This is a genomic window from Actinomycetota bacterium, assembly GCA_030019255.1.
Classification (GTDB): Bacteria; Actinomycetota; Geothermincolia; order Geothermincolales; family RBG-13-55-18; genus Solincola_A.
This window is the reverse complement of sequence record JASEFK010000011.1, coordinates 67,242-84,715: the sequence shown is the minus strand read 5'-3', so window position 1 is coordinate 84,715 and position 17,474 is coordinate 67,242. Positions and strand designations below refer to the sequence as shown.

The following is a 17,474-nucleotide window of genomic DNA, read 5'->3' as shown; positions in this document are numbered from 1 at the left end:
TCTTTCCCCCGTGTCTCACCTCCTTGACCCGGAGGTTTTCGGCCACCTCCCGGAAGCGTCCCGCTCGGGAGAGGACCTCGGAGAGGGTCCTTTTCTCCAGGCGCATACACGCCCCCAGGATGTAGATAAAACCCAGCTTCTCGAGCTCCTTGGCGTTCTTTTTCCCCACCATGCCCCGGTCGGCGACGATGCAGACATCTCCCACCACGAAGCGCTCCCGCAAGCGAGTAGCCACGGGTATGATGGTGGCGGCGTCGGGTGGGTCCCACGCCTCCTGCGAGGCAGGGCGTTAAAGTCGAAGTGCGCGAGGGTATTAAGTTTGCGAGCAAAGTTGTGGACGCAGTCATTCCTGGCCCTCAACCTCCAGTCCCTCAACGCCGAGGCCGAGCTCCTGCAGAGCCGTTCTGATTTCTTCCAGCTGCGTCTGCGTAATCCCCGTCTCGGGGGCCACCTCAAAGCGTATGCGGAGACGAAGGCTGGGATCCGTGGCGAAGCGGGTCAGCACCTTCATGTAAAAGTTCGTCCATTTTTGAGGAGGGAGCTCCCCCTCCCATGACAGGCGCCGCTTGCTCGGCATCGGCGGTACGACCGATACTGGCTCCGGCGCGCCCGCCGGCTCTGCCTTAACCACAGGCTCCTCGGCCACCTGGGCACTGCGCTCCGGCTCCCCAGGCGGAGGGGGCGGCGCCCCCTTAAGCGCCGCAGCCTTGTCGCGCGGCAGGAGAACGACCTGGTCCGAAATCTCTACGTTTGCCGGCCCGAAGCTGGGGTCGTCAATAATCGGCGCGCCCTGGTAACCCCCAGATGCCTTGCCGGCGTAGCCGAACTTCCCCGCTTTCACGCCCTCCGCTATGGTGTCCCGCAGGATCTCGGGATCCAAGAGCCGGGGGAACTGGGGAGACGCGAAGAACGTGTCCCGCACGGCCTTCGTGGTCCATTCGGTCAGAGCAGGCGGCCAGTTCCGGACGAGGAAATCCGGGCTGACGCTCTCCTCCAGAAGCCCCTCTTGCTTGAGGCGCGCGACGATCAACCCTACCAAGGATTCGGCCGCACTGGAGTGGAGAAGGCCCAGGTCCACTTCCCGGATGCCACCGTCTTCTGCCAGAAGCAAAATTCGCCGGTAGACGCGCCAGACCAGTTCCTTCAGGCTCCGTTCAGCGCGCCGCTTCTTATCCCTGAGTTCTTGGACCTGCGAAGGTTCCAACTTGAGCCGCTCCTGCTCGGCGGGGTCTTCAAGGCTTTCCAGGGCGAGCAAGGTTTTGGCCTCGTCCGCAAGGGCCGCGCCGCCTTCGGCGACGGCAAAGAGGAGTCCGCTTTTGAACGTCCGTCCGCGTCCTCCGCACTCTTGGATCATGCCCGTGATGAGGCGCTGGGTGGCTTCGCGGTACGCGTTTTCCCAGCCGTGCTGCGGAGCGAGAACAACCAGGGTCAAGGAAGGCGTGTCAGGAATATCCCCTGATGTTTCGGGGAAGTACCGGCGATCCGGCACAGCAGGACCCGCTTTGAACACCTCGCGGATAGACTGCCTGACCTTCTCCCGGATGGCTTCGTCGGCCTCTGGTCCGGAAAGCGCCGCCCGGCGGTCAGCCAGGATCTTGTTGAGGGTCGGCCGGTGGCTGATCCAGTAGGCCGTCCCCTTGGCGTCCAGGTAGTAACAGCGGCGAACAAGATCCTCCAGCGCGGTTTCGACGTTCCCGATGTCCAGCCCGGGCTCGCCTGCGGCCAGGCGGATTTCCGGCAGACTGGCCTCATTGCGCACCTGGCCGCCGGAGGATTCAAAAAACACGGCCGTGGCTGTTTTTTGGTGAAGCCGAGCCCTCTTGATGGTTGCCGGCGCCTCGGCGTCCATCCGCACGGCATGGGCTTCCTCCCCGGCGATGTCGGAGAGGATGGCGGCCTCTAATCGCGGCTCGCCCAACTGCTCAAAGACTGCAGCCCGGAAAAGGCTGTCGGAAAGGGGCGCTGAGCCCAGCGTAATTAGTGCCTCTCGACTCCCTTCTCGAAAAGCTTGCTGGTAGACCTGGGAGACCCAAAGCGCCAGAAGGCGCAGTATCCCGCGGGTCCGCTGGAACTTCGGGAGCGACTGCCATTTGCGCTCGAACACCGAAATCACCGTGGGATGGAAGGGATACGTCGCCTCGAAGAGTTTTTCGGCCTGATCCGCTGGGAACCACTCGGGAAGCTGCTGCCGGTGGGATTTGACCCAATCGGCGTAGGCCTTCGCCGTGCGACGAACCTCCTTCGGATCCCCGATCTCCTCGAACAGGCGCCGCCGCACGATCTCGGCGATCTCTATCTTCTCGGACAAAAGCACCGCCTTGTTGAGCCGATCCAGCAGTTTGTCCAGCCGCTGGTAATCCGCCTCGTCCTCCTGGGTCATCTCGTACTCCGACATAGGAAGAGAAACCACAAGGACATCCTTAGAAGTGCCCGCCACCTCCCTGGTCAAAACATCCAGGAAGCTGTACATCTGTGACCCTAGCTTCGCATAGGGGCCGCCAGCCTCACGGGTGCGACGGATAAAATTCAGCACTTCGTCCATCAGAATAAGCGTGGGCTTCCCGGCAAACCACCGCTGGAGGATCTCGCCGCCCGGCACCACCCCTTCCCGGTCGTGCCGTTCAACCATCGAAAAAAGGGAGGGGTCGCCGCGGCTCTTTGCCAATTGCCATGCCAGGTCCCCCCAGGGGGTCTTCCGCTTGGGCTCGCCTTCGGCTCCGACGCCGACGACGAAGTCAAACCGGTTGCCGATGAACACCGCCACGTCGGCGCTGGGCACAGCGTCAAGGCCGGCCTGGTCGAGCAGTTCCTTGACGCCGGGCCAGTCCTTGGCCCTATCCCCTACGTTGAAGAGGTGGTAAAGAAGGGTGAGAAAGTGGGTCTTGCCGCCGCCGAACTGGGTGGTGAGGTTGACGCCGGGAGAGGTGCCCACCCTCTCGCCTGCCAGGCGCCGCATCACCTCTACCGTCATCTTTGAATAGGCGGCGGTAAGATAGGTCCGGGCGAAGAAGCGCTCCGGCTCCCGGTAATCCAGCGGGGCGCGCCCGTCGATAACTTGGTCAAGATGAATGGCAAACTCCGCCGCATCCAGAGGCACGCCCTTTCTCAAGTCTTCCCTGGGAACCGCAACCTGATGCCAAGGTTTCAATCCAGCCATGGCTTCCCCCTCCTGACGTTGGCTTACCACAAAGGTCGGAACTGCCCAAGCGCGCTGTCCCAAAGATAGGGTTTGAAAAACCCATCGGGGAAATCTTCGGCTTTGCTCCGGGTCCCGACAACCAGAAGGATCTTAGCCTCATGCCGTTCTGCAGGGGGATGCATCTCGGCCATCACCCCTTGCGTGAGGCCAACAAGCAGGTCCTTGATCCCTTCTGACTGCTGGCGGTAGCAGAACACCCCGCCAAAGAAGCACCGGACCACGCTCACTTTCCACACCGAATAAGAGATGGCTTCCGGGTCCAGTCGGTTCTCCAGTTCAAAAGCTGCAATGGGCCTTCTCCAGCCGGGACGGTCCGCACGGGGAAAAGCCATCACGTCAACGGCCAAGTACTCTTGCTTGGGCACGGGCAGCACTTCGGCCAGATACCCCCGGGCGACCGCCGCCCAGCCCAGGTTCTGGCAGGTTGCAACCACCACGCCCGTCAGGTGCTCCGTCCAGGCGCCTAAGCGGCCCTTCAGGGCGGAGTCCCGCAGAGGGTCTGCCCAACGGACATTCCGCATTTCGCGGCGGAACGCCTGGTACCATTCCGCAGGCCCGATAGCCCTGTTCATAATCCCAGCACCTTCTTCCGGGCCAGCACTCCATCCACCCAGCGCTTCTCCTGGGAGGCGGAAGGATATAGCTTTGACAGCGCGTCCGCCAGCCGCCAGAACCGCCCGTCGCGGCCGACACCCTCGTCCACCAGGAACCGGCGCAGGGCCTCGCTGCGCCCCTCGGCGAAGAGAAGCATCGCCTGATGGAGACGGTCCAACGTGGACTGGCCCGGCTCTACCGTCACGCCTTCTTCGGGCTCTGGTACCATCTCCTCAAAGAGGCGTCGCTGTCCCCTCCGCGAACGGCCGGAAGCGGGGAGGGCGGGACGGTCCCCGAGGAGGAAGCGCCGCCGCTCGGCCACCGGAAGGAGGCGAGCCGCGTCGCCCTTCACCTCCAGGATGCCGCCCGGGCGCTTGAGCCGATCCTCGTGGGCGCCCAACGCCTGGATGATGAGCCGGGCGTCGTCGTAGGGCAGGGCGTAGCCGGAGGGCTTCTTTTGAACCGCCTCCTCGGCTTCCTCTTCCTCCGGCATCTCTTCCTCCGCTTCTTCAGAGACGGCGCCGTTGGCCTTGGCGCGGAGGGTCCAGAGCCACACGGCGGTCAGGCGCGCATCCTCTTCAAATCCCGTGGGGTCGGCTTCGGCAAAGATGACCTTGAGCGCCTCCCGGGCCACCGCTTCCCACACATAGGAGAGATACCCCCGCTGGGCGACTTGGCCCTTGCCGTCGCGCACATCCCCCAGCGGGATCACCTGTCCGCCCGCCGTCTCCACCCGCTCGTAGCGGCTGTAGACCTCCAGGGCCGGCCCAATACAGGAGAAGATGGCGTCCGCCCCGTGAATCCCCTCTTGTTCCAGGCGGGGAAGCCACTCCGCGACGCGCCGGTTAAGTTCCATGAGCACCTGCCGCCATTCGCCTACGCCGGCGTTCTCGGGCCGGGGGCGGCAGACCAAAAAAACCGAGGAGGCCAGCACGGCGGAGTTCTTGGCCCGCATCCGGGCACCCCGCTCAGTTTCAATGGGCCAGGAGGCGGTGACCGTCCAGCCTGCCCGGACCAGGGCGTTCAGCAGGGCCTCCCAGCCGGCCGTGCCCTTGTGGGCAAAGAGCACCACCGCCACGCCGTCGGGCTGAAGCACCCGGCGGCATTCGGCCAGGGCCCGCTCCATGGTTGTTTCAAAGAACTCCTTGGTCTTCTCCGGCTCGCCCGGGGGTGGCGGGCCGGGATCCAGGATGCACTCTTCGGCTTTGGGCGTGAGCGGCAGGCGGAAGAGGTCTGGATGAAGGTCTCCTACCATCCGTTTGAGCCATACGTAGCAGAAATCCGAAAGAGACGCATAGGGCACCGCATCGTAGTAGGGCGGATCGGTAACCACGTAGGGCACCGACTGGTCAGGAAGGGGGATGGCGGTGGCCGATCCCTGCCGGACGGTGCCGGGCCGAAAGCCTTGAGAGACTTCCCGCTCCAGCACCTGGGCCACCTGCTCCATGGCATATTCAAATCCGCCCACCAGTTTGGGCGTCAGTAAATTACCTTCTGCAAAATCAGCTTTCATGGGGAATCCGTTCCCGCCGAACGATGAACGCATACCATAGAATGGATGGTAGTAAGAAAGACTAGCGCAATAGTGACTAACGTTACTCACCACCACCGCCAAACAGGTCGCCACGGCGCGGGCGAAGTCGGGGTCGCCGCTCTCCTGCAAGACCTTGCCGTGCGCCTCCCGCACCAGACGGACGAAGGTGGAAAGCGCCAGCGCCTGCCGCGGGGTGAAGAGGTCGCCCCAGGTCTTCATGCCGTAAAGGTTGACGCGAAAACCGAGCGCTCCCTCGGGGGGCAAAGGCTCATCCGGCACGAGGGGGAACGGTCCCGGGTGCTGGGCTTGGCGGCGGGCCAGTTCCTTGGCGGCTTTCTGGGCGACCTCCCGGTCGCGCTCGGTAGCCAACCGAAAGCCGCGGGAGCCGTCCGGGCGCAGGGTGATGACGGCAATGAGACGGGCATCGTATGTGCCGCCGCGCTGGGCGCGGATTTGCTCGCGCACCTGCTTATAAGGCGTAGTGTAGCCGCACACCGGGCAGGTGGCGGAAAAGCGCTTCACGATAGGCCTCTGCACTTCGCTTTCCGCCTTGGGCTCAAAGATTTCAAAGACGACCTGCTTTCGCTCTTTATCCCCCCGATAGCGCAGGGCCACCCGCTGCTTCTCCCTGCGGGAGAGCCACAGAAGCCCCACCAGGGGCACCTCGGCGCCGCAGCCCGGGCCTTCGCAGCGGATCGTCCGCGCCCAGAGATAGGCCAGAGGGATCGAGCCGTCGGGCTCCCTGGGGTAGAACTCGCCCAGTTCTTCGGTCGCCCGCTCCCGCACCCACTGGCCCCACTTGCGGACGGCTTCGGCCAGCCGCTGGCCGTAAGTAGGAAGATACTCCAGGGCCACTTTGTTGAGCAGCACCGCCACGGGGTTGAGATCGCCCGCAAAGGCGTCGGCCCCGATGCGCAGGGCCTCGAAGGGGATGGAGCCGATGCCGGCGAACGGGTCCACCACTAGGGGCGGGCCCTCCGGATGGGCCGCGCGGACCAACCGGCGGGTGGTCTCCACAAAGGTCCGGTTGGTGGAGTTCTCCCAGGCGGCGAAATGGCCGATGAAATCCAAGAGTGCTTGCCGCAGCGCCACTGGGTCGGAAAGATCCCGACCGGTGAACGGCCTCAAGGCTTCCCGGGCGTCCCGGCGGAACGCTTCCGGGCAGCGCTCGTCCGCGGGATCGGGCAGGAGCGTGGCCATTAGCACCGCCCTGCAGGCGGCCAGGGGCCGCGTGGCCCACCACACATGGAGGGTGTGCAAATGCCCCTTCTTCACGTTCTGGTCCTTGCGGGCGTGCTCGGAGATCACCCGGATGGGCATCTCATTAGTTTCTATAAGGCGGCGCACTACACGGGTTAGGTCTGCCATAGGCCATCCTCCCCAATGGTGCAGTTCCGTTCCTCGGGCCAGCGAGAACCCGGGGCCCAGGTCAATTTGGCCTCTTTGAGCCCACCCGTCACCATGTCCCAGCCGGCGATGCATTCCATGGCGCCGGTGACTTCAGAAAGACCATCCATCCTCGTGTGGGCCAGCGAAAACTCGATCTGAACCACCGGCTCCGACGCGCTGAGATCCACCGGTGCGCCCTTAAAAAAAGACGTGGTGCGAAAGCAATTTACTTGAATCACATGCCCCAACCCGTAGCGGGTATCGCCCCCGAGGAAGATTTCCTGAATAGCCTTGAGTTCCTCCTCCAGTGCGGCATCCTTGCAGAACAGGTAGCCCACCATGGCCACCGGTTTGTGCGGATCCCCTTTGTCGCGCCAGTAAGGGTGGATCACCTCAAACTCCCGCAGGGTGCCTTCTGCCGCCGTATCGGACTCGGGCGCGATGGCGGTGCCGGGCCGGGCGCTCAAGAGGCGCATCCGAAAAGGACAATCGTCTTCGGTTTTGCCATCTTCCCTTATCCAAACCAACCCCTTACCTTCCTGATAGCGGGGAAGCCATGCCTTCCACTCACCGGCCACCGGCTCGGCGAGGAAGAGGTAACTGAAGCGCGCATGCTCGAGGAGCCTCTGCCCTGTGGACTTGTAATCTGGGGAATCGGGGTTTTGGCGGCGGGCAAGTTCCGCCGTAAGCGCGCCCCACAGGGCGCGGGCGGGAACATACAGGCGGGTTCGGTTGAGGGCGCCGGCCGGTAGCCACCCGATGTGCAGGGGCGATTTCAGTTGCCAAACCCAGCGGTACATCGTCCAGCTCATGATGAACCACCCTCCTTAGCTTTGAGGTGGTAGCGGGCGTAGGACAGGGCGGTGCGGAGGAGGTCGCGGGCGAAGAGGAGGTCGTCGAGGTCCCGAAGGTCCTGAGCCAACTTTTTCACTACATCGAGCACATCCCCGGCATCGCCTGCTTTACTGCCGAATATCCTTTTTAAAAATCCGACACATTGTTCACTAAATTGCCTGGCTATCTTTTCGTGCTGTGCTTTCACGTAAAGGAACATCGCGTATGGCCCCTGCTCCTCAAGGACTGTAAGGGCTGCGTTAAGCACTTTCTCCTCCATGCCGTTGATTTGTGCCAACTGATGTCCCAATTCAGCGCATTGGATGTCCAGGTTGGTCATTTGGGTTCCATTCATGACTGCCCTCCCCCTTGGCTGATGGACGATGTCGTCTGTCCTGAACCGGGTTGGCGGTTACTTGGTGACTGCTCAGAGTAGACCACCCTCAAACGCCCCATCCCCCGCGTGCCCATTCCGCCAATACCCAGGTGTTCCAGGTAGAGATGGGCCTGGGCGGCGACCCCATGGACACTCTGAGGATCGGACACCGCCGTGATTTGCTGCCCGCTGATATTGAAGTGAGCAGGGTTTTTGGCGATGATTTCCCAAGCCAGCACCGTTGTGCGCGGCAGCGCTTCGTAGGAGAAAAGCGCCCTTTCCTCGGCTGCGCCGGTTGTCGGGTCGATGGAGACGGAGGTGCGCACCTCCAGGTTGCTGTTGACGATGTGGGCAAACAAGCGGTCCGGCACCAGGGCGAGGTGGTTGAGGATGTAATCGGGCACCTTCAAGCCCTGAAGGCGTTCCTTTATATTAGACATTTCAGCGCACTGACACACCGGCAGCAGCAGCCAGCCGAGGTTGAGCGGGTTGCCAGAGGCGTCTTGCCGGTAAACCGCGTCTTTTTCCACATCTTTGACCTCTAGCCCAACCCATTGGAGCACCATAGGACAGGTTACCCAATGGGGCCCCTGGCGGGTGGGCACGGGAAAGAGGAGCACGTGGGCATCCGTAAAGGCAGCCAGTCCGGCGAAGCCCCCGGCTTGATCTTTGCCCCGGGCGAAGCCGAAGACGGTGCAGACGGGGCAATCGGGTTGGCCACAGTGGCCGAGGTAATTATCTCGGGCCTGTCCCAGGCCAGCACAATGGGGATAATAGGGCCATGCTTTTCCATTCACCTGGCGGTTCGGGTTCGCCTCAGTTTCCGCCATCGCCACGTAGGTCCGGTACACCCCCGCCAAGCTGGAGCCTGGAATCTTGGGCAACTGGGTGACCGGGTCGCGGACGATGGTCAGGTCCACCCGGACGATGCGGGCGCCGCCGGTCCCCGCGTGGATGGGGTCCAGTGCCAAGCCAACCTGGAGAAACTTTTTGTAACTTGCCATCGCTCATCCCTCCTTACACGCTTTCTTTCAGTGCGGTGATATGCCAATCCAAAGCCCACTGAAGCAGGACATCAACGGCGGCTTCGGTTAGGGCATCCAACGCCGCTCCCTGCACTTCTAAATGATGGGCAAGCATAGCCCGGAGGGTATCCCGCCACACATCCGGTGGAGCAGCCAGACGGCCGTCTGTCGATTGCCAATCCCGCTCCAGCCGGGCCAGTTCGCCCCGCAAGCGCTGCACCGCCGTTTGGCTAGGCGCCACCCGTTGCAGAAGCACCCAAACCTCCCGCATCCACGTCCAGTCTTCCAAATAATGCACATCCAGCCTTTCAAACCGCTGGTCGGTGCTTTCCAGAAAGAGCGTGGCCACCCGCGCCGGCGTCACCCGAAGGCCATCCCCGAAGCGCAGGTCGGCCACGTGGCGGTAAACCTGGCCTTCGGGGTGGCGGAAATCGCGAGGAAAGCGCAGGGAGCGGTCCTCAACCGCAACATACGGATAGAACACATCCTCCCGGCCATCGGGCATCCTCACCGGAATGATCCGAAGGGTCTCCCGACCGTCCGGCCGGCGCAGGCGGAGGGCAACCACTCCGTCCCGCCGTTCCACTTCCTGCACCCACCAGGTCTTCTTTTCCTGCACCTGCCAGGTCTTCTCAGAGGCAGCCAGTTCGTCTTCCACGTTCCGCACGGCCTCTACCACGGCCTGATAGGGCACCAGGCGTGGAAAAGCAATCACCCCTACCCGCAAGGGCAGGCGGTCCCACACGCCGGCGAAGCGTTTCTGCCACCACTGGATGGCCAGGTCCACGCACTCGGATGCCACCTCCAAAGACACGATGACGCGGAAGCGCAGGGGTGAGAGCGCCAAGGGGATCACCGGCGCATAGATGCTCAAGTGAGCGTATGGCGCATCAAGCTCACGGACGTCTTTTACTTTCATCTCAACCCTGTGCCCAAAGCGGTCTTCCTCCTCGAGGAGAATGGCCTCCCCCTCTTCCTTCAACGTCTCTTTCGGTTGCTCCGGCCGAAGTAAGCGAGAGAGGTTCGAGGCCGTCACAACCCCGCCCAGACTTTCCACATAGACCAGGCTGATCTGCCTCCCCTGCCAGCGACCGTCGTAAAGGGTGAGGTCTTGCCATCCACTTTTGTCCTCAGGGATGAGCAGAAGACGGCGCACCCGCCATGGGTTGTCGCTGCGGGCCGCGATCTGGCGGAACTCCCGCAACAGGTCGGTGAAAAACTCCTCCGCCTCTCGCCAGAAACGGTAGACCCGGCCGGGAGAGGGGAGTTTGCGAAAGAGCTGATGGGCTAGCCAGGCAGCGCGCTGGTCGTCGTTCTGGATGTCCCACTCAGGGGCATCGGCGCGATCTTCAACGATCTTTTTGTAAAAATCCTCCCACTTGTTCTCATGCTGATAACCTTCGTGCAGGCTTTTGAGTACTGGGTCATTTTTATCGTAAGAATGTAGCTTATCGGTAATATAGCTTCGCAGCCATTCGAAGGGCCTTTGTAGATCGATCGGCTTGAGTTGACCGAATAAAACCGGGTTGAATCGTCGCCACTCTGGAATAGCCTGTGCCCTGAGGCTGTCCACCCGCTCGCCGTTCAGCCATGGTTCAACGTCCAGCTGGAAAGTGAGTAGTGCCAGGCGGCCGTTGGCGTCGGCTACCTCCTCAAACCAAATGGTGTCATTGCCCAGGTGACCTTGAAGCCAATCGTCGCGGCGGTGGTGGCGGCGTTCCCAACATACTTGGCAAGGTGTGCCCTTGTTGGTAGGGTCGCCGTTCAGGCGCACCCGACACACGGGGCAGACATGGCCCTTGGACTCAGCAGGGACCGTCCAGTTCACATTCCAGGCCTTATGCACGGGAACGGCAGTCCTGCGCAAGGCTTCCCTGCGTTCTTTCACCAGGGGCACCAGCGACCGGGTGGGTCCGCTCAAGCGCACAAAGGGCGGGGTTTCCAGGTTCAGATCGTGGGCGATCGCTTCGACCTGGTTTTGTAGCCAGTTTTTCCAGTCATCAAGCCATGAAGCGAAGTTTTTGTCATCAAATTTGAAGTTCTGTCTATTTGGTTTTTGACGTTCCTGCTCTTCCTCGTCAAACCGCTCGCCGGGGAACGAAAACACAGCTACGGAGTCGTCCCGGTAGAGCAGCGATCCCACGGCCAGATCCACCTCTACCAGCTGGGCCACGCGGCGGAAGAACCCCTCGATCGCGCCCTGCGCGCCCGTCCAGTCACCGATTTTCACCGCCCGCGCCTCGTAGTGCTCGGTGCCGATGGCCACGGTCAGCAGGCGCCAACGGGTTTTCTGCTTGATGCTTCCGTCTGTCCTCCATGGAAAACTACTATCCAGCAACGCCCCTGCCACTGCGCTCTTGAACAGCGCGGCAGCCACATAGGACTGGTCCCAGAGGGTCACATCGTTGTTGGGCAGGCGCGTCTCAGCGAGGGTGGCGAGAAAGGCACGGCGGATAAAGGAATCTGGACCGATGGCCTGCTCCCGCCAGCGGTGCCACAAGGCCACATCTTGCACGTGCTTCGTGCCAAGATCTTTCAGTTCCTCCAGTACGCGGCGAATCTCCGCCACAAGCTGACGCCACCCGTGAGGTGTCAGAATTTCCGGCGAATCGGCCAAAAGGTTTCGCTTGGGGTGGCCCCAGGGGGAGGAGAGCCACATGTGGGGGATGGTCTGGTTTAAGTAACGAATGGTGTGGTCAGGATAGGATTGCTTTTCTATCCCCGAGGCCATTGCGTGGCCAGCCTGCAGCAGGCCCAGTAGGCCGCGGTCCTGCGCCCCGCGGCCTCCGTGCTTTTCGGTAAACAAAACAAAGGACTCTGGCCAGGCGTCTTTGAGATTGCCGCCGCTAAAGCGCTGCTTTACCCACCCCAGCAGGTCATCCCAGGGAAAAGGTGGCGTTTCCAACGTGTGCCAGCAGCGCTCGTCGTAGCCGTTGTCTTCGCCGCCGTGGTGGCGTAGGAACTCAGCCCGCGCCTTGCCGGCCATGTGGAACCAGCCGATGGCTTCCATGGCCAGAAGCAGAGGACGATGCAGGCTCAGGGTTTCGGCTGGGGTGAATGTGCTGCTCATGGGGCACATCCCTCCTTAAGCAGAGGTAAAACCTTTCGCTCCCAGAAGAAGCGCCAAAATCCGCGTCCTTTTTCAGACGCTTCCCTTTCCCACTCTTCTCGAGTGGCCTCCTGAGGCTCCTTGCCTTTCCGATACACCCGCCACTTAAGAATCTTCGCCGTGCCCCAGCCCACGGTGCGCTTGGCCGAAATGCCGTAGGTGGTGAGCAGGGCCTCGATGGCCTCCAGCAATCTTGGCGGAACGTCTTTGGGATCGGCACCAGGTTTCATGCCGGGCCAGGGAGCATAGAGGAGATAAAGCGTGCCCTTTGCGCCGGGGGGCACCACCTCGTAGTAGACGGGCTGGGTGCCGGCGCGGCGCTCCCGGCTGTGGGGGTTGATAACCTCAAAGCCGATCTTGTCAAACCACGTAGGATAGAAAACCAGCGCGCCCTGGTGGAAATTCTCCTCTTCGTCCTTTTCGTTGCCGAAGAGGTGCAGGATCCAATCCGGGTCCCGCCAATCATCCAGTTTTCCGTTGTGTTGCTCCAGGTGCTCCCGCAAACCCGCTTGCACCCGACAGGCCCAGCGGAGCATGCCTTTCCAGGATGAACCCGCCATAAAGGGCACACCGAACACCCGATCTTTGCGCACCGGGTTGTCCATCACGTGAAACACGCGGTCGTCTTTGGAGTACCATGGGGTGAGGAGTTCGAAGTCTACCTGAAGGCCCAGCCATGCCCAAGAAGAGAGAGGCGCAAAGTCAATCTGGTGGAATTGTGGATACAATTTGATAGGAAATCTACACGACGCTTTCTGCATGTACATCTTGCGGAGAATGGTTTTCTTATCCTCGGCTTGTCTGCGTCTTTCTCTGTTATTTGCCTCTTCAGCTTCCAAACGTTCAATCTCTGCTTCCAGGAAACACTTGGAAAGATGGTCCACGAAGCCGCTGCTTAATGCCCACGCAGTTGGTGTTTCCTCGCCATGGCCACGACAGGTTAACCAAGCATAGTAATCCCAAGTCATACGTTTCCCCCCTGCGAAAAGAGTTCACTCAGGATTTGATCCTTTGTGATAAATTCCGCATCTGGATTAAAAGGCGACCACACCTGTCCGAGGCGGCGCTTCATCTCATCAAATTCCACTAAACCTGGTTTTACAAAACCGAACGTGCGCCGACCTTCTTCGGGATGTTTGAAACTGAAAACCTTCTTGCTTTCCTGCTGACGACCGGCAAGCCAGCGGTTTACAGGTGTCTCTTGCGCAAGTCGCTGAGATCGACCCTTTGCTTGTTCTCTGCCAATAATCTGGTTGAACGTGCTGTTATCAGGATCCTGTCTCGCCAGGTACCGTCCCTTCACGCACCAGAAGTTGTCAAGCGAAGCCCAAGCAAAGTCATCGTGATCTACACGGCGCCAATGTGAGTAGTCAACATACCGGCTGAGCTCATCCCCCGTATACGCACGAACCCCCGAAATAACTGGTTTAATCCGGATCAATCCAAAATCTCTATGATAGTCTTCACCCTGCCGATTGAGCTCATCGGTGGGCTTGAACACGGTGCGGCCTCCGAGGGCGCCGTAGTTGGCGATCAGGCGGAGGGTGGCGTCCAGGAGGCACCACTCCTCGTCGGAGATGGACCGCAAGGGGATGAAATGAAGGGTAAATGTACGGCCGGCTTTAATCTGTTTTTGGATGACCGGGCCTTCTTGGTCCAGAACCATCAGCCGAAATTTGCGCGCCCACCCGGTGCAGCCAAAAAGTTCGCACACCACGCAATGGTGACCGGGATCGTAAGGATTTTTAACATTCTTATCCGGACAGCGCACGCCATCCACCGTGGGATCGCATACCTTGCCGCCTAACCCCCGCACCAGCACTTCGAACCACCAGCGGATGGAACCTCTCAGCCCGGTTGGAATCAAGCGACCTGGCTTCCCTTGCGCATCGCCCGTCCATATGTCGGTCAATGCAGTAAGACGCCATTCTTTAGGTTCCATGTTGTTCCCCATCCTAGGCCCCTCCTTCCAACTGCTCGGGCAGAAGCTGATAATACTCAATCCGCACGATCGGTTCCCAGCCTAAGCGAACCGGGTCCTGAATCGGCAGAAGTCGCGGCGTGGTCGCACAATCAAAGACCACATAAAGCCAGTAGTCGCTTCGCAGCCGCTCGGCCGTTTTGTACTCATTGCGCGTCAACACCACAGGTCCTACTCCCGCCCGCCCCTTGACTTCAATGAAACGAACGCTGCCGCTTTCGGGGTGCCGCGATAAAATGTCAAAGCCGCGATCTTCGCCGGAAACGTCCTCTGGAATCCAACCCCTTTCCCGCTCGTAGCGCATGGCTTCCTCCATGGCGATGCGCTCAACTTCTTCGTTGCGGACCATCGGCGCGAAATTCTCCCGCTCCGGATGGGGGAGAACCAGAGCCGAGCCGATGTGGGTGAGATCGGCAATGGCCAATTGCCGCTCTCGTTGGATTTCCTGTCGCCGCCGTTCCAGCCGCGCGTTCAGCTCGTCCAGTCTCCGCTCGGCCTCGCCGAGCGCTAAAGCTACGTCCTCCCCTTGCTCTTTCCGCTGGAGGAGTTCCATTACTTGCCGTTGCTGGCGGTCAATGAGGGTGAGAAGGCTCACTTCCACATGCCGGGCGATGGTATCCAGCTCTTTCTGGCGTTCCTGCTGGACCTTCTGCAGGAAGGGCTGCAGCCCCCTCTCCTGCAAGAATCGCTCTACTTCTCCGCGGTCAGGGGTTATTGGCGGGTTTGCGGTGATTTTGGCCTCCGCGGGGATCAGGTCCAAAAAGACGGTAGGCTGGCGCAGCCGCATTTCGCCCGAATCGGCGACTTCTACCACGAAGAGCTGCCGGTGCAGCGTGTTTCCGTGCCCGTCGGCGATGGAGGCCGAGTAGACCTCAAGGCGGGAGGGCGCAGCGCGATTCAGGTCGTAGAATACTGCACCCCGACGAAGGTCTGCCTGGACTTTCTCCCAGACCTCCTCGCGGACGGCCTCAAATAGCGGATGGCCGGGGGTGACCCATTCCAGCGTGGGATCTTCGGCAAGACGCCGTTTGTCGAAGGTTATCCGCCGATACTCCCGCCCCAGCGGGCCGAAGCGGGGCTCCAGACGTTCCCCAACCCACTGAAGGTGCCTTGGGATGCGGCCTACCGCATAGACTCCGTTACGCCCCCTCGGGGTTGGGATTCCGGCTACCGGGGCTGCCTGGAGGAAGAACTCCTCTACCACTTCTGGGACCAGCCGCCGTTCCTTTGCCTCGGCCGTGCGGCCCAAGATAGCCGAAAGATTCAAATCCTTCTTGGCCAGCCCCTCCAAGGTCGACTGGCAGATCCTGGCAAAACGCTCCCGGTCGAAGTCTCGGATGACTCGATCCAGCACTGCCTGCTGGGTCATGCGTCCGGCGTAGAGTTCCCTGAACAGCCGCTCCAGGTAGTTGGCCGGAACGATCTCTCCGACCACGTCAAAGACCTGGTCGCTGCCGAGCTCGCGGCGGATCTCCCGCAGGCGTTCCAGGAGGCGTTCCAGGACCTGGCCTTCTCGCGTGTTGGCCGCGACGAAGTTGAAGATGAGACAGTCCCGCTCTTGCCCATAGCGGTGGATGCGGCCCATGCGTTGCTCCAGCCGCATGGGGTTCCACGGGATGTCAAAATTGACCATAAGCCAGCAGAACTGGAGGTTGATGCCTTCGCCCGCGGCCTCGGTGGCCACCAAGACCTGGGCCTCTTCGCGGAACTCCCGTTCGGCGTAGAGCCGGGTTCCCGGCGTGTCCCGGTCGCCGATCTTCATGCCGCCGTGGATCTGGGTGACCCGCAGCCCCCACCCCTGCAGCGTCGCCACCAGGTAATCCAGGGTCTCCTTGAACTCTGTGAAGATCAGCAGTTTCGTCTTGGGGTCGCCGAAGATGTTCTGGTCCGCGAGCACCTCGCGGAGCTTGGCGAGTTTGGAGGACATCTCCCGCTCTTCCAAGGCTCGGGCCTTCTGCACCAAAACCCTGAGTTCTTCGATTTCCCGCTGGATTGCTTGGCGCTCCGACGGCAGGGAGGCCTGCTCGACTTCCTCCTCCAGCCGGGCGACTTCGTCTTCCGGCAGCTCGTCTATCTCGTCCAGCCGAGACAGGTCGGCCACGGCTTCCGGTTGGGGGCGGCGCAGGCGGTCCTCCAGCTTCTGGAGGCGCCGCTCAAGGCTCCGGCGGACGGCGTGAATGCTGGAAGCAAACCGGCGCTGGTACATCGCCATGGTGAAGCCCAGGGCCCGACCGCGGGCCGAGGGGTCCGTGGCTGCGCGAATCGACTGATCCTGCACGTATCGGGTCAAGGCCTCATAAAACTCGAACTCTCGGCCATCTAATTCAAATCGGACCGTGCGTACCTCTCGGTTCGTGAACAACCTGCGGACCTTGCCCGTCTCGGGATCGGGAAAAGTCACAAGCGCCTCTTTGGTGCGCCGGAGATAGAAGGGGGCATGATTGCGTTTCATGGCTTCCTCAAGGCTGCGAACGTCGCCGTATACGTCTCGATCCAAGAGCTGTAAGAAGAGGCAGAAGTTTAGAGGGTCTCCCTTGTGGGGGGTGCCGGTGAGGAGTAAGAGATGATGCGTCTTCTGCGAAAGGAGTTCCCCAAGTCTGTAACGCTCCGTTTTGTGTTCCGGATCGCTCGCGCTCATCCGGTGAGCTTCGTCCACGATGACCAGATCCCAAGCCGTGCGGCCAAGGCTTTCCAGAACCTCTTCGCGCTTTGCCCAATCCATGGAAGTGATGACTTGAGGCTTATCCTGCCAAGGATTAACGCCGTAGGCATTTCTCAGATCCACACCGCGGATGATGTCGAACCGCTCGCGGAACCGGTCTCGCATCTCCCGTTGCCACTGGAAGGCGAGGTTGGCGGGCGCGACGATTAGGGTTCGGGCAACGAGTCCCCGGAGTTTCAGCTCTTTGAGGAGCAAACCCGCCATGATGGTCTTTCCGGCCCCGGCATCGTCGGCCAGCAGAAAGCGGATCCGGGGCAGGGGCAAGATGTAGTGGTACACTGCTTCAAGCTGATGGGGCAGCGGATCCACGCGGGCGATGGAAAGGGAAAAATATGGGTCATACTCGTAGGCCAAACCCAGGCGGGCCCCTTCGATCCCCAACCGGAACCGCAGCGCGTCGCCATCAAAGGGCGCCTCGGCAGGGATGATCTTCAGGGAATGGACCTGGTCCGGGCTCAGAAGTCGCTCGTGGTACCGCCTAGTGCGAAGCCCCTGTCCCCCGACCTTCAGGTTGGCTCCGATGGACTGCACCAGCACCACTCGGATCGGCTCCGGAAAAATCTCTCCCTCAAGGATTACACCGGGCTGAACTGGTAATTCCTCCAAAGATCTAACCCCCAAAAGTGAATCTTAGGTGACTGATTTATTTGTAATTAATTACCACTATTTTGACAAAGCCCACAACCCTATGTAAATCCTCGCCCTCCAAGA

11 protein-coding genes are annotated in these 17,474 nt (G+C 61.2%); all 11 read right to left on the bottom strand.

The genetic code is table 11. The features are described from left to right. A partial coding sequence (locus QME84_10010) for a hypothetical protein (GenBank protein ID MDI6874598.1) occupies nucleotides 1-223 on the bottom strand: 223 nt, incomplete at its 3' end. A gap of 120 nt (nucleotides 224-343) precedes the next feature. Next, nucleotides 344-3,157: a DUF499 domain-containing protein gene (locus QME84_10005; protein MDI6874597.1), complete on the bottom strand. Its 2,814-nt coding sequence runs from the start codon at nucleotides 3,155-3,157 to the stop codon at nucleotides 344-346. Between the two features lie 23 nt (nucleotides 3,158-3,180). Next, nucleotides 3,181-3,771, bottom strand: a complete 591-nt coding sequence (locus QME84_10000; protein ID MDI6874596.1) for a hypothetical protein — start codon at nucleotides 3,769-3,771, stop codon at nucleotides 3,181-3,183. Further along, entirely contained in the window at nucleotides 3,768-6,695 is a 2,928-nt protein-coding gene (locus QME84_09995; protein MDI6874595.1) for a DUF1156 domain-containing protein, read from the bottom strand. The genes QME84_10000 and QME84_09995 overlap by 4 nt, the downstream gene beginning before the upstream one ends. After that, on the bottom strand, nucleotides 6,683-7,528 hold the full coding sequence (locus tag QME84_09990; protein MDI6874594.1) for a hypothetical protein: 846 nt from the start codon (nucleotides 7,526-7,528) through the stop codon (nucleotides 6,683-6,685). The genes QME84_09995 and QME84_09990 overlap by 13 nt, the downstream gene beginning before the upstream one ends. Then, complete coding sequence (locus QME84_09985) at nucleotides 7,525-7,890, bottom strand: hypothetical protein (protein MDI6874593.1); 366 nt, start codon at nucleotides 7,888-7,890, stop codon at nucleotides 7,525-7,527. The genes QME84_09990 and QME84_09985 overlap by 4 nt, the downstream gene beginning before the upstream one ends. Before the next feature lie 11 nt (nucleotides 7,891-7,901). Next, nucleotides 7,902-8,930, bottom strand: coding sequence for a type III-B CRISPR module RAMP protein Cmr4 (cmr4, locus tag QME84_09980; GenBank protein MDI6874592.1), 1,029 nt, complete (start codon nucleotides 8,928-8,930; stop codon nucleotides 7,902-7,904). A 13-nt stretch (nucleotides 8,931-8,943) separates the two neighbouring features. Then, the gene (locus QME84_09975) at nucleotides 8,944-12,021 is read right to left on the bottom strand and encodes a CRISPR-associated protein Csx11 (GenBank protein MDI6874591.1); all 3,078 of its coding nucleotides are present in this window, start codon (nucleotides 12,019-12,021) and stop codon (nucleotides 8,944-8,946) included. Next, nucleotides 12,018-13,028 carry an RAMP superfamily CRISPR-associated protein gene (locus QME84_09970; protein ID MDI6874590.1) on the bottom strand — a complete coding sequence of 337 codons (1,011 nt, stop codon included), beginning with the start codon at nucleotides 13,026-13,028 and terminating at the stop codon, nucleotides 12,018-12,020. Before QME84_09970 ends, QME84_09975 begins: the two co-directional genes overlap by 4 nt. Next, the gene (gene cmr1 / locus QME84_09965) at nucleotides 13,025-14,014 is read right to left on the bottom strand and encodes a type III-B CRISPR module RAMP protein Cmr1 (GenBank protein MDI6874589.1); all 990 of its coding nucleotides are present in this window, start codon (nucleotides 14,012-14,014) and stop codon (nucleotides 13,025-13,027) included. Before cmr1 ends, QME84_09970 begins: the two co-directional genes overlap by 4 nt. A gap of 1 nt (nucleotide 14,015) precedes the next feature. Beyond that, nucleotides 14,016-17,369 (bottom strand): DUF3883 domain-containing protein, encoded by a 3,354-nt coding sequence (locus QME84_09960; GenBank protein MDI6874588.1) that lies wholly within the window; start codon nucleotides 17,367-17,369, stop codon nucleotides 14,016-14,018. Nucleotides 17,370-17,474 lie beyond the last annotated feature (105 nt).

What these genes read in the sequence shown, in the direction of transcription:
- QME84_10000 (MDI6874596.1), bottom strand. Translation starts at nt 3,771, where the DNA reads ATGAACAGGGCTATCGGGCCTGCGGAATGGTACCAGGCGTTCCGCCGC.
- QME84_09995 (MDI6874595.1), bottom strand. Translation starts at nt 6,695, where the DNA reads ATGGCAGACCTAACCCGTGTAGTGCGCCGCCTTATAGAAACTAATGAG.
- QME84_10005 (MDI6874597.1), bottom strand. Translation starts at nt 3,157, where the DNA reads ATGGCTGGATTGAAACCTTGGCATCAGGTTGCGGTTCCCAGGGAAGAC.
- QME84_09975 (MDI6874591.1), bottom strand. Translation starts at nt 12,021, where the DNA reads ATGAGCAGCACATTCACCCCAGCCGAAACCCTGAGCCTGCATCGTCCT.
- QME84_09970 (MDI6874590.1), bottom strand. Translation starts at nt 13,028, where the DNA reads ATGACTTGGGATTACTATGCTTGGTTAACCTGTCGTGGCCATGGCGAG.
- cmr4 (MDI6874592.1), bottom strand. Translation starts at nt 8,930, where the DNA reads ATGGCAAGTTACAAAAAGTTTCTCCAGGTTGGCTTGGCACTGGACCCC.
- QME84_09990 (MDI6874594.1), bottom strand. Translation starts at nt 7,528, where the DNA reads ATGAGCTGGACGATGTACCGCTGGGTTTGGCAACTGAAATCGCCCCTG.
- QME84_09985 (MDI6874593.1), bottom strand. Translation starts at nt 7,890, where the DNA reads ATGACCAACCTGGACATCCAATGCGCTGAATTGGGACATCAGTTGGCA.
- cmr1 (MDI6874589.1), bottom strand. Translation starts at nt 14,014, where the DNA reads ATGGGGAACAACATGGAACCTAAAGAATGGCGTCTTACTGCATTGACC.